This window comes from Streptomyces sp. NPDC047014, assembly GCF_040644195.1.
Lineage (GTDB): Bacteria > Actinomycetota > Actinomycetes > Streptomycetales > Streptomycetaceae > Streptomyces.
This window is the reverse complement of the sequence record NZ_JBEYVX010000024.1, coordinates 45,782-57,940: the sequence shown is the minus strand read 5'-3', so window position 1 is coordinate 57,940 and position 12,159 is coordinate 45,782. Positions and strand designations below refer to the sequence as shown.

General features: G+C 73.0%; 12 protein-coding genes. 8 read left to right on the top strand and 4 right to left on the bottom strand.

Annotated elements, in window-relative coordinates; translation table 11 throughout:
• Window positions 1-133 precede the first annotated feature (133 nt).
• Window positions 134-979 carry a sulfurtransferase gene (locus ABZ873_RS16520; protein ID WP_360871570.1) on the top strand — a complete coding sequence of 282 codons (846 nt, stop codon included), beginning with the start codon at window positions 134-136 and terminating at the stop codon, window positions 977-979.
• 53 nt (window positions 980-1,032) lie between these two features.
• Here the strand turns inward: ABZ873_RS16520 and sepH are convergent, their stop codons facing one another.
• Window positions 1,033-2,058: a septation protein SepH gene (gene sepH, locus ABZ873_RS16515; protein WP_360871567.1), complete on the bottom strand. Its 1,026-nt coding sequence runs from the start codon at window positions 2,056-2,058 to the stop codon at window positions 1,033-1,035.
• 528 nt (window positions 2,059-2,586) lie between these two features.
• Here sepH and ABZ873_RS16510 point away from each other — a divergent pair.
• Complete coding sequence (locus ABZ873_RS16510) at window positions 2,587-3,393, top strand: hypothetical protein (RefSeq protein ID WP_360871564.1); 807 nt, start codon at window positions 2,587-2,589, stop codon at window positions 3,391-3,393.
• Between the two features lie 18 nt (window positions 3,394-3,411).
• Here ABZ873_RS16510 and ABZ873_RS16505 read toward each other — a convergent pair whose 3' ends face one another.
• Both ABZ873_RS16505 and ABZ873_RS16500 read right to left on the bottom strand, forming a co-directional pair.
• A complete protein-coding gene (locus ABZ873_RS16505; RefSeq protein ID WP_360871561.1) occupies window positions 3,412-4,746 on the bottom strand; it encodes a D-arabinono-1,4-lactone oxidase in 1,335 nt (444 codons plus the stop codon).
• Complete coding sequence (locus ABZ873_RS16500; RefSeq protein WP_360871558.1) at window positions 4,691-5,950, bottom strand: MFS transporter; 1,260 nt, start codon at window positions 5,948-5,950, stop codon at window positions 4,691-4,693. Before ABZ873_RS16500 ends, ABZ873_RS16505 begins: the two co-directional genes overlap by 56 nt.
• A gap of 171 nt (window positions 5,951-6,121) precedes the next feature.
• On the opposite strand from ABZ873_RS16500, the gene ABZ873_RS16495 reads away from it, so the two are divergent.
• Together ABZ873_RS16495 and ABZ873_RS16490 are read left to right on the top strand one after the other, a co-directional pair.
• Window positions 6,122-7,276: a ferrochelatase gene (locus ABZ873_RS16495; RefSeq protein WP_360871555.1), complete on the top strand. Its 1,155-nt coding sequence runs from the start codon at window positions 6,122-6,124 to the stop codon at window positions 7,274-7,276.
• Between the two features lie 14 nt (window positions 7,277-7,290).
• A complete protein-coding gene (locus ABZ873_RS16490) occupies window positions 7,291-8,091 on the top strand; it encodes an inositol monophosphatase family protein (protein WP_360871631.1) in 801 nt (266 codons plus the stop codon).
• A gap of 87 nt (window positions 8,092-8,178) precedes the next feature.
• Here the strand turns inward: ABZ873_RS16490 and ABZ873_RS16485 are convergent, their stop codons facing one another.
• On the bottom strand, window positions 8,179-8,358 hold the full coding sequence (locus ABZ873_RS16485; RefSeq protein ID WP_360871552.1) for a hypothetical protein: 180 nt from the start codon (window positions 8,356-8,358) through the stop codon (window positions 8,179-8,181).
• A gap of 246 nt (window positions 8,359-8,604) precedes the next feature.
• On the opposite strand from ABZ873_RS16485, the gene ABZ873_RS16480 reads away from it, so the two are divergent.
• The 4 genes from ABZ873_RS16480 to ABZ873_RS16465 all read left to right on the top strand — a co-directional run bounded on the left by ABZ873_RS16480 (window position 8,605) and on the right by ABZ873_RS16465 (window position 12,142).
• Window positions 8,605-9,258, top strand: coding sequence for a response regulator transcription factor (locus ABZ873_RS16480; protein ID WP_266573503.1), 654 nt, complete (start codon window positions 8,605-8,607; stop codon window positions 9,256-9,258).
• Window positions 9,259-9,263: 5 nt separating this feature from the next.
• Window positions 9,264-10,517: a HAMP domain-containing sensor histidine kinase gene (locus ABZ873_RS16475; RefSeq protein ID WP_360871548.1), complete on the top strand. Its 1,254-nt coding sequence runs from the start codon at window positions 9,264-9,266 to the stop codon at window positions 10,515-10,517.
• 383 nt (window positions 10,518-10,900) lie between these two features.
• Entirely contained in the window at window positions 10,901-11,197 is a 297-nt protein-coding gene (locus ABZ873_RS16470; protein ID WP_030036261.1) for a DUF4193 domain-containing protein, read from the top strand.
• 12 nt (window positions 11,198-11,209) lie between these two features.
• A complete protein-coding gene (locus ABZ873_RS16465; RefSeq protein ID WP_360871545.1) occupies window positions 11,210-12,142 on the top strand; it encodes a hypothetical protein in 933 nt (310 codons plus the stop codon).
• The last annotated feature ends 17 nt before the right edge of the window (window positions 12,143-12,159 follow it).

The window sequence follows — 12,159 nt, the reverse complement described above, 5'->3', positions numbered from 1 at the left end:
TCCACCCCGGCGGACCCGCTATGCCCCGACCGGGCCGCATGACGGGGGCCACGGACGGAGTTGACCGGATCAGGCCGCCCCACCCCCGACGGGCGCGTCCCACGGGCCCCGGACGGGGTGGAAGATGGCCGTCATGACTGCGAAATCTGCGATTCTCTCCGCCACCGCCCTGCGCGACGAGTTGACGGGCCCCCGGCCCCCGCTGCTGCTGGACGTCCGCTGGCAGCTCGGCGGCCCCGACCAGCGCCCCGCCTACCTGGCGGGACACCTGCCCGGCGCCGTGTACGTCGACCTCGACAGCGAACTGGCAGGTCCGCCGGGCGCGGGCGGCCGCCACCCGCTGCCCGACCCGGAGGCGTTCGGCGCGGCGATGCGCCGGGCCGGGGTCGGCGCGGACGGACCGGTGGTCGTGTACGACGGCGGGCAGGGCTGGGCGGCCGCCCGGGCCTGGTGGCTGCTGCGCTGGGCGGGTCACCCGGACGTGCGAGTCCTGGACGGCGGCCTTGCCGCGTGGACGGCGGCGGGCGGCGAGGTCACGGCCGGACAGGTAACTCCGGCCGAGGGCGATTTCAAGCCAACGCCGGGTGCGCTGGGGGTGCTGGACGCGGACGCGGCGGCCCTGCGGGCGCGCGAGGGCGTGCTCCTGGACGCCCGCGCGGGCGAGCGCTACCGGGGCGAGGTCGAGCCGATCGATCCGGTGGGCGGCCATATCCCGGGCGCGTTGTCGGCGCCGACCACGGAGAACGTGGACGCGGACGGCCGGTTCCTGCCGGCGGAGGCGCTGCGGGCCCGCTTCGGGGCGCTGGGCGCGTCGGCGGGCGCACCGGTCGGCGTGTACTGCGGTTCCGGGGTGTCCGGAGCGCACGAGGTGCTGGCGCTTGAAGTGGCCGGTATCGGCGCGGACCTCTACGCGGGCAGCTGGTCGCACTGGTCCTCGGACCCGTCCCGCCCGGTGGCCACGGGCCCCGACCCGCAGTAGCGCCCCGCACGACGGCAGGCCGACCGCCGGACCCGGCGGTCGGCCTGCCCCCTTTACTCCTGCTTCTTGCGCCGGGTGCCGAAGACGATCTCGTCCCAGCTCGGCACCGCCGCGCGGCGTCCGGGCCGGACCCCGTCGGCCTCGGCCTGCCGGTCGGTGGTCCCCGTGAGCCGGTCGCGGTGGCCCGCCACCGTACGGGGCATCAGTACGTCGGCGTACGCGGCGCCCGCGCCCGCCGAGGCGGCGGGAGCCGGCGGCTCCTCCGCCTCCGGTTCCGTATCGGGCAGTTCGGGGCGTTCGGGCACCACCATGTCGCCGCGGAAGCTCGGTACGGCCTCCAGCAGGCTGGTCAGCGTGTCCCGTTCCTCCTCCGGCTCCGGTACGGGCGTGGGCCGGGGGTCCACCCGCTCCAGCTGCCGGTCCAGGGTGCGGTCCAGCGGCCGGTCGCGCGGCAGCCGCGCGATCCTCGGTACGAAGGGGAAGCTCGGCTCGGGCGCGGGCGGCAGGTCCTCGGACTCACCGATGAGGGAGCGGGCCTCGTCGTCCACGGCCACGACCAGCCGGCGCGGCGGGTCGTAGGTCCAGCTCGCGGAGTGCGGTTCGCCCGCGACCCGGTAGACGAGCAGGACCTCCCAGGTGCCGTCGTCGCGGCGCCAGGAGTCCCACAGCACGGAGTCCTTGTCGGCCCCGCGCAGGCTCAGCCGCTCCTGCACGGCCTCGCCGAGCTGCGGTCCGGTGTTCTCGCCGGGCCGGCGCACGGGTGTCTTGCGGGCGCGTTCGGCCATGAAGGCGCGCTCGGCCAGCACGGGCCCCTCGAACCGGCGGACGCGGTCGACGGGGATGCCGGCGAGCTGGGCGACCTCCTCCGCGGAGGCACCGGCCCGTATGCGGGCCTGGATGTCTCGGGGGCGGAGGTGGCTCTCCACCTCGATCTCGATCTGGTTCAGGCGCGCGCGGTCGTTGCGTACGGCGGCACGCAGCCGCTCATCGATCGGAAGCGTGTACTCCGTACTGTCCGCAGCCTTGAGCACCAGTCGTGTGCCGTCATTTGAGACGGCCACGACACGCAGTTCGGGCATGGGGACCTCCCGGGTGGTGCCTGCCGACGTCACGTGCGTCGCTGCTTCCGCTAGTCGAGTGTGGCCTGCCCGGGTGCAGCCTGCCACAACCTTGCCGTGTTAAACCGGCGTGTCGGGCATGCGCCCTTGATCGGCGTTATGGCACGGTTACCTGTTGGGTACGCACAGTGACCAAGTGGTTACTGTGTGCAGCAGGATCCCGTGCGATACCGCGGCATCACCGGTCTTCGAGTGCCGTTCTCCATCAACCGGCCCCCTCTCCCGGATCCGGACAACCAAAAGGAAGGCCAGCCCCAGGGCTCGCCACAGTACTCCATTCGGGCCACCGGGGTGGACCGCCGCGCCGCCGAACTTCTGCCGGGCGGCGCCGATCGGGCTGCCCGCTGTCGGATCCCAGCCTCGCCCGCCGGCCGGATCCGGGTGGCATGCTTCACAGAATCGCCCGAAACGGAACTTTCCCCTTCGCTCTGCTGTCAGTAACTGCTGAAAGAGGAGAAGCACGAGAGGCTGAGCACACAGAGGGTGGCGATGGGTCAGAAGACGACGACACGGGACGTCGGGACCGAACCGGAGAAGCAGAAACTCGAACTGAGCGCGGCCCAGGTCGCCGGCTCCTCCCTCGCCACCGTCGCGGCGGCCCTGCTCGCCTCGAAGCTCGGGGTCTACGGGACCATCCTCGGCGCGGGCGTGGTCAGCGTCGTCGCCACGGCGGGCGGGCCCGTCATCCAGCACCTTTTCCGGCGCACCGGGGAACAGCTCCGCGAGACCACCGGCCCGAGGGCCCGTCAGGTCCCGCCGCCCGCCGGGGAACCGGAGGCTCCGGCCGCCAGCACGTCCGGGGAGTTCGGCGCGGCCACCGTGCACGGCACCCGGATGCGCGGCTGGAAGCGCACCGCGGTGGCCTCCGGCGCCGCCTTCGCCCTCGCCATCGGCGGGCTCGGCACCTACGAGGCGGTGGCCGGTACCTCCGTCAGCAGCGGCGGCGGCACCCTCTTCTCCGGCGGCACCCGCACGGCGGGCCCGGACCGGCAGGACCCGCCCAGCGGGGGACCGGCCGGCAAGGACCGCCGGGAGAGCCAGGACCCCGAGGGCGGCGAGAAGGACGGCGGGAACGGCAAGGGAGGGAAGCCGGACCCGCCCGGCGAGCCCTCCGGCCCCGCCGCCTCCCCGGAGCCGTCCCGGTCGCCCGGAAGCGGCAGTTCCGGTCCGGACCCCAGCCCGTCGGGCTCCGGCCCGGCCCCCTCCCCGTCGACGCAGAGTCCGACTCCGGCGCCCACGCCCTCGGCCGGGACACCGGGCGCCAGGTCCTCGTCCCCGGCGCCCGGCCCCTCCTGACCCGGGGCACCTTCCGGCTCAGGCGCCCAGGACGCGGCGCAGGTAGTCGTTGCCGAAGACCCGGTCCGGGTCGAGCCGGTCGCGCAGTGCGGTGAATTCCGCGAAACGGGGGTAGACGGAGGCGAAGTACTCCGCGTCCCGCGTGTGCATCTTCCCCCAGTGCGGCCTGCCCCCGTGCGCGGTGAAGATCTGCTCGGCCGCGGTGAAGTAGGCGTGGTAGGGAGTGCCCTTGTACATGTGCACGGCGATGTAGGCGCTGTCGCGGCCGGAGGCCGTCGACAGCGTGATGTCGTCGGCCGGTGCCGTACGCACCTCCACCGGGAAGCTGATCCGCAGCCGCGAGCGGTCCACCATCGCGCGCAGCTCCCGCAGGGCGTCGACCACGGCCGCGCGGGGGAGGGCGTACTCCATCTCCACGAACCGCACCCGGCGCGGGCTGGTGAACACCTTGTACGGGATGTCCGTGTAGGTGCGCGCCGACAGGGCGCGGCTGGCGACCCGGGCGATGGAGGGGATGGTGGCCGGGACGGCGCGGCCGAGGGAGTTGACGGCCTGGAAGAGGCCGTTGGAGAGCAGCTCGTCCTCGATCCAGCCGCTCACCGCGCCGGTGGGGGCGGCGGGGCCCTGGCTGCGGTTGTTGCGCTTGGTGTTGCAGTTGCCGGTGTGCGGGAACCAGTAGAACTCGAAGTGCTCGTTCTCCGCGAAGTGCTCCTCGAACTCGGCGGTCACCCGCTCGAAGCCCATGGGCTCCTCACGGGCGGTCAGGAGGAAGAGCGGCTCCACGGCGAAGGTGAGCGCGGTGACGATGCCCAGCGCGCCGATGCCCAGCCGGGCCGCCGCGAAGACCTCGGGGTTCTCCTTCTCGGAGCAGGTCAGCAGCCGGCCGTCGGCGGTGACCAGCTCCAGGCCGCGGATCTGGGCGGCGAGGGAGGCCGAGTCGCGGCCGGTGCCGTGGGTTCCGGTGCTGGTGGCGCCGGAGACGGTCTGCTCCATGATGTCGCCCATGTTGGTGAGCGACAGGCCCTCGCGGGCCAGGGCGCGGTTGAGGTCCTTCAAGGCCGTGCCCGCCTCCACCGTGACGGTGCCGGCGGTGCGGTCGACGGAGCGGATCCCGGCCAGCGCCTGCGGCCGTACCAGTACGCCGTCGGTCGCGGCGGCGGCGGTGAAGGAGTGGCCGGTGCCGACCGCCTTCACCCGCAGCCCGTCCTCGGCGGCCCGGCGCACCGTCTCCTGGAGTTCCCCGACGGAGGCCGGGGTCACCACCCGGGCGGGCGTGGCGGTGACATTGCCCGCCCAGTTACGCCATGCGGCCGGCCTGCTCTTCCCTGCTGTCCCCGGTGTAGCCGTCGCCATCGCTAGAGGGCTCCTCCCCTTGCGCCGGCCTCGTCAGCCGGCGGTATCCCGCGAACGCCACCGCCGCCGCGGCCACCCCCGCCGAGAGGGAGACGACGTACCCGCTCCGCGCGCCCGCCTCGTCCACGACCAGGCCGGCCGCGGAGGAGCCGAGCGCGATACCGACGGCAAGGCCGGTGCTGATCCAGGTCATGCCCTCGGTCAGCTTCTCGCGCGGTACGTGCGCCTCGATCAGGGCCATCGTGGTGATCATCGTGGGAGCGATGGCGAGGCCCGAGACGAAGAGCGCCACGGCCAGGATCGGAAGGTTCCCGGCCAGTAGGAGGGGGATCATACTCACGGCCATCGCACTGATGCCCACCACCCAGCGGGGTTCGGCCTTCCCCTTGAAGTGCAGGAGGCCGAAGACGATGCCCGCGAGGCAGGAGCCGAACGCCCAGACCGCGAGGAGCAGTCCGCCGACGGACTTGGCCCCCTGCTCCTCGGCGAAGGCCATGGTGACCACGTCCACGGAGCCGAAGATCGCGCCGGTCGCGACGAAGGTCGCCACCAGGACCTGCAGGCCGGGCGAGCGCAGGGCCGAGGAGGTGTCCGAGTCCGTGTCCCGCGGGTGCGGGGCGGGCTCGGTGGCGGTCAGCGCGGTGAGCCACCACACGCCCGCCAGCAGCAGGACCACGGCGACCACGGGACCGGCCTCGGGGAACCAGCTCGCGGAGAGCAGCGCGGCCAGCGGAGGGCCGACGATGAAGCAGATCTCGTCGACGATCGACTCGAAGGAGTAGGCCGTGTGCAGCTGGGGGGTGTCGCGGAACAGTGCCGTCCAGCGGGCCCGGACCATCGATCCCACGCTGGGCACGCAGCCCGCGACGACGGCGAAGGCGAACAGGGTCCAGCTCGGCCAGCCGTTGGCCGCCGCGATCAGCAGCCCGGTGACGGAGGCGGCCGCGACCAGGGTGGCCGGGCGCAGCACGCGCCGCTGTCCGTGCCGGTCCACGAGCCGGGAGACCTGGGGGCCCACGGCAGCCGCGGACAGGGCGATCGTGGCGGTCAGGCCGCCGGCGAGGGCGTAGCTGCCGCCCAGCTCGGTGATCATCGTGAGGACGCCGATGCCCACCATGGACAGCGGCATCCGGCCGAGCAGGCCGGCGGCCGTGAACCCCTTGGTGCCGGGGGTCGCGAAGATCGCGCGGTAGGGACTGGGCAAGATGCCCTCCGTAAGGGACGTGATTGGCTCACACAGATTACGTCTGCCGACAAGGCGCCCGCACGGGGAGAATACCGACAGGAACTTAGGGTGACCTTACCTGTCGTCCGAGGTGTGAGAACCCGCCGGGTCCGTTACCCGGGCCGCGGGCCGGGTGGCAGGATTCGAGACATGTCAGACCAGTTCCGCGCCCCCGACGCCGGCTCCGCCGCCCCGTACGACGCCCTCCTGCTGCTCTCCTTCGGCGGACCCGAGGGACCTGACGACGTCGTGCCGTTCCTGGAGAACGTCACGCGCGGCCGGGGCATCCCGCGCGAGCGCCTCAAGGAGGTCGGGCAGCACTACTTCGGCTTCGGCGGGGTCAGCCCCATCAACGCCCAGAACCGCGCCCTGCTGGACGCGCTGCGCAAGGACTTCGCCGAGCAGGGGCTGGACCTGCCCGTCTACTGGGGCAACCGCAACTGGGCCCCGTACCTCGACGACGTGATGCGGGAGATGGCCGCCGACGGCCGCCGCCGCATCGCCGTCCTCGCGACCAGCGCCTACGCCTCCTACTCCGGCTGCCGCCAGTACCGCGAGAACCTGGCCGACGCGCTGGGCGCGCTGGCCGCCGAGGGCGTCGAGCCGCCGCGCGTGGACAAGCTGCGGCACTACTTCAACCACCCCGGCTTCGTGGAACCCATGATCGACGGGGTGCTGGAGTCGCTGGCCGCGCTGCCCGAGGAGGTGCGCGCCGGGGCACACCTGGCCTTCACCACGCACTCCATCCCCACCGCCGCCGCGGACACCTCCGGCCCCGTCGGGGAGCACACCGGCGGCGGCGAGGGCGGCGCCTACGTCCGGCAGCACCTCGACGTCGCCCGGGTGATCGCGGACGCGGTCGCCGAGCGCACCGGCGCCGAGCGCCCCTGGCGGCTGGTCTACCAGTCCCGCAGCGGAGCCCCGCACATCCCCTGGCTGGAGCCGGACATCTGCGACCACCTGGAGGCCCTGCACGCCGAGGGCGCCCCGGCGGTGGTCATGGTCCCCATCGGCTTCGTCTCGGACCACATGGAGGTCCTGTACGACCTCGACACCGAGGCCACCGCCAAGGCCGCCGAGCTGGGCCTGGCCGTGGCGCGCTCCGCGACCGTCGGCGCCGACCCGCGCTTCGCCGCGGCCGTCCGCGAACTGGTGCTGGAGCGGGCCGCCAAGGAGCGCGGGGAGCCCGCCGGGGAGTGCTGGGTGGGCACGCTGGGACAAAGCCACGACCTGTGCGCCGTGGGCTGCTGCCCGGCGCGTGCGCCCCGGCCGGCCGCCGCGGGCGCGGACAGTCCGTACGCGTAGGGAGCGGGACCTTGATCACCGAAGAACTGAAGGCCGAACTGCTGGACGTGGGGCTGGAGGCCGCCCGGCGGGCCGGCGCCCTGCTGCGCGACGGCCGCCCCGCCGACCTGGCGGTCGCGGCGACCAAGACCAGCCCGATCGACGTGGTCACCGAGATGGACCTCGCGGCGGAGAAGCTGATCACGGGCGTGCTCGCCGAGCGCCGCCCCGACGACGGGCTGCTGGGCGAGGAGGGCGCGGACGTCCCGGGCACCAGCGGGGTGCGCTGGATCGTGGACCCGCTGGACGGCACCGTGAACTACCTCTACGGGCTGCCGAGCTGGGGGGTGTCCATCGCCGCCGAGTACGGGGGCGAGACCGTCGTCGGCGTCGTGGGCGCCCCGATGCGCGGGGAGACCTACCACGCGGTGCTCGGCGGCGGCGCCTGGCTGGGCACCGCGCGCCTGGCCTGCCGCCCGGCGGCGCCCCTGGACCAGGCCCTGCTGGCGACCGGCTTCGCCTATGTCCAGGCCCGGCGGGCCCGGCAGGCCGAGGTGGCGGCCCGGATCATCCCGCTGGTCCGCGACATCCGGCGGGGCGGTTCGGCCGCCCTGGACCTGTGCGACGTGGCCGCGGGCCGGCTCGACGGCTACTACGAGCGCGGCCTGAACCCCTGGGACCTGGCCGCCGGCGACCTGATCGCCCGCGAGGCGGGCGCCCTGACCGGCGGGCGTACGGGGCACCCCGCGTCCGGGGAACTGGTGCTGGCGGCGACCCCCGCGGTCTTCGCCTCGCTCCAGCCGCTGCTGGACGAGGCCGGGGCCTGGCACGACTGACCGGGCGCACCGGCGCCCCCACGCACGCGGACCCCGGCGGCCCTTACGGGCTGCCGGGGTCCGGTACGTACGGGTGTGGGGCCGGGATCAGCAGGCGGGTACGGCGGCCGAGACCGGGACACCGTGCTCGGCGGCCAGCCGCTGGAGATCCTCCAGCTCCGCCAGCTCCACTTCGGCGAGGAAGTCGTCGCCCGTCTCCTGGGCGTGCCTGAGGTCCGTCTGCGTGGCCCTGATGCGCTGCAGGAGACCCGCGGTGAATGCGTCCATGGTGGGTTCGCCCCCTCTTCGTGGGTCGGCGGCGGTACGTGGCTCTCCGCCGTCAGGGAGTGGTTGGGGTGTGGTGACGTCCTCCCCGGCCCCCCGGCCCCAGAAACCTCCCCGGCCCGTGCAAATCCTCACTCGCGTCCCAGAAGCCCCTTCCTGACCTGCCTTACAGCCGGTTTACGGCCGAAACGGGCAGGATGTACGACGCAATACACGTGTGCCCACTGGGGCTCGGAGGAAGGAAACGACGTGCGCGTACTCGTCGTCGAGGACGAGCAGCTGCTCGCCGATGCGGTGGCCACCGGCCTGCGCCGGGAGGCCATGGCCGTGGACGTCGTGTACGACGGCGCCGCCGCCCTGGAGCGGGTCGGCGTGAACGACTACGACGTGGTCGTGCTCGACCGGGACCTCCCGCTCGTGCACGGCGACGACGTGTGCCGCCGGATCATCGAGCTCGGCATGCCCACCCGGGTGCTGATGCTGACCGCCTCGGGCGATGTCAGCGACCGCGTGGAGGGGCTGGAGCTCGGCGCGGACGACTACCTGCCCAAGCCCTTCGCCTTCACCGAGCTGACCGCCCGCGTGCGCGCCCTCGGGCGGCGCACCACCGTCGCGCTGCCGCCCGTACTGGAGCGGGCCGGCATCAAGCTGGACCCGAACCGGCGCGAGGTGTTCCGGGAGGGCCGTGAGGTGCAGCTGGCGCCGAAGGAGTTCGCGGTGCTGGAGGTCCTGATGCGCAGCGAGGGGACCGTGGTCTCGGCGGAGCAGCTGCTGGAGAAAGCCTGGGACGAGAACACCGACCCGTTCACCAATGTCGTGCGGGTGACCGTCATGACCCTGCGGCGCAAGCTCGGCGAGCCGCCCGTCATCGTCACGGTGCCCGGTTCCGGGTACCGGATCTGACGCGCGTGGCCGCCACCCCGGCGCCGCCGACCGCGCCACCGAAGCCCACCTGGGACCCCGGCCAGCCGGAGGGCCCGTTCCCCTGGCTGAGGCCGACCATCCGGATACGCCTCACCCTGCTCTACGGCGGGATGTTCCTGATCGCGGGCATCCTGCTGTTGTCGATCATCTACCTGCTGGCCGCGCAGGCCCTGCGCGAGGGCAACGCCCTGCCCTTCAAGATCATCGAAGGGACGGCGAAGGTCCAGGTCACCAGCGACGCCTGTCCCGGTGTCGCCAGCACCATCCAGCCCGCGCAGTCGCAGTTCTACGACGTGATGAGCCAGTGCGTGCAGGAACAGCGCCGGCATGCCCTGGACGACCTGCTGAGCCGGTCGCTGATGGCCCTGCTGGGCCTCAGCATCATCGCCTTCGCCTTCGGCTACGCGATGGCCGGCCGGGTGCTCTCCCCGCTGGGGAAGATCACCCGTACGGCCCGCAGGGTGGTCGGCAGCGACCTGACCCGGCGCATCGAGCTGGACGGGCCGGACGACGAGCTCAAGGAGCTCGCCGACACCTTCGACGAGATGCTGGACCGGCTGGAGCGGGCCTTCACTGCCCAGCAGCGGTTCGTGGCCAACGCCTCGCACGAGCTGCGCACACCGCTCGCGATCAACCGGACGCTGCTGGAGGTGCACCTCTCCGATCCGGGGGCGCCCGTGGAGCTCCAGCAGCTGGGCAAGACCCTGCTGGCCACCAACGAGCGCAGCGAGCAGCTGGTGGAGGGCCTGCTGCTGCTGGCCCGCAGCGAGAACCAGATAGTCGAGCGCAAGCCCGTCGACCTCGCGGAGGTCGCCTCGCGTGCCGTGGACCAGGTGCGGGCCGAGGCCGAGGCCAAGGGCGTGGAGCTGCGCGGGGAACGCGCCCCGGCGGTGGTGCAGGGCAACGGCGTCCTGCTGGAGCGGATCGCCCTGAACCTGGTGCAGAACGCCGTCCGGTACAACGTGCCGGAGGACGGCTGGGTGGAGGTGGTCACGGAGGTCCAGCACGGCCACGCGGTCCTGCTGGTGTCGAACACGGGTCCCGTGGTTCCCGCGTACGAGGTGGACAACCTCTTCGAGCCGTTCAGGCGGCTGCGTACGGAGCGCACGGGCAGCGACAAGGGCGTCGGGCTGGGCCTGTCCATCGCCCGCTCGGTGGCCCGCGCGCACGGCGGCAGGATCCAGGCGGTACCCCGGGAAGGCGGTGGCCTCGTGATGCGTGTCACTCTGCCCCTGTGAGACCCCTCACCCCGTGTTCGCTTCTGGCTGAATACTTGGCCCGTGAAGATACTCGCCCCTGTGTGATCGATCACAGTGGCGGGTGCCGCGCCGTGTCCGTCCGGTGACGCGGAGGAGGCCGGAACGCCCGGGAAGTCCGGGTTTCCGGCCCCCCGAATGGCGGGAAATACACGGGGTGGCGTTTGTGCAAGACCAGCCCCGGACCGTGTACGGTCCCGGTCGTCATCCCAGCCGATCGCCCCTTCAGGTGGGCGGCTGGGTGTCGATTGAGTAACAGACCTTGATGTGAGGCAAAATCTCCGCCTCAGGTCGGGCACAAGTCCGGCCTCTCGTGCGTTACGTGCGCTGAGACACCGCTAACACCCAGAGGGGGAGAGCGAACAATGGCAACGGACTACGACACCCCGCGCAAGACCGACGACGACGTCGACAACGACAGCATCGAAGAGCTCAAGGCTCGACGCAACGAGAAGTCGTCCTCGTCCGTCGACATGGACGAGTTCGACTCGGCCGAGAGCCTGGAGCTGCCCGGCGCGGACCTCTCCAACGAGGAGCTGGCCGTCCGGGTGCTGCCCAAGCAGGCCGACGAGTTCACCTGCATGAGCTGCTTCCTGGTGCACCACCGCAGCCAGCTCGCGCGCGAGAAGAACGGCCAGCCGATCTGTCGCGACTGCGACTGAGAGGCGTTGGCCGTGGCTGGCTCCACACCCTTCCGGAAGCTTCGCCTCCGTAAGCAGGGTGATCCGGCGGAGACGCAGGTGGCGACGACGGACCCGGTCACGGGTCCCGAGGCCCCCGGCGGCTCCGCCCGTGCGGAACCCGGGGCGCACCCCGACACCGCCCCGGCGGTGCCCGCGGTTCCCGGGCCCGACGGGGGGACCCGGCGTGACGCCGCGGCCCGCCGCATGCAGGCCGTCAAGGACGGCGTGCGCAAGGGCGGCGGAAGCGTGCGCGACGCCGCCGTCTACCTCACGGACCGCGTCATCGACCTCGCGCCGCGCGTCCCGGTCCGCGACCTCGACACCCTGCGCGCCCAGTTCCCCGGGCTCGGCCCCGAGCAGCTGGCCGACAAGCTGGTCCTCGGCGCCGCCAACGCCTCCTCCACCGTCGGCGCGGGCATCGGAGCGGCCGCCATGCTGCCCGTCCCGCCCGCCATGCCCGCCGAGCTCGCGGCGGAGATCACCGCCGTCGCCGCGATCGAGCTCAAGCTCATCGCCGAACTCCACGAGGTCTACGGCCGGCGGCCCCCCGGCACCCTCAAGCAGCGCAGCTTCGCCTACCTGACCGCCTGGACCGAGGAGCGCGGGGTCGACCTGACCAAGCCGACCACCCTCAACGCGGCCCTCGGCGGAGGGATGAAGCGCGAACTGCGCCAGCAGATCATGAAGCGCATGATCCGCACCCTGCCGAACCTGATGCCGTTCATGGTCGGCGCCGCCGTCGGCGCGGTCATGAACCGCCGCGACACCCGCAAAGTCGCCGAGAAGGTCCGTGCCGACCTGCGCAGGCAGGCCGTGGCCTGGGAGGCCATGCGCAGCCTGCCGCCCCTGGAACAGCCCGTGGAGCCCCTTCCCGAGGCCACCCTGGCCGCACTGGAGGCCCGCAACCCCTTCACGCGCGACTGACGCCGCCCGCGGCGGGG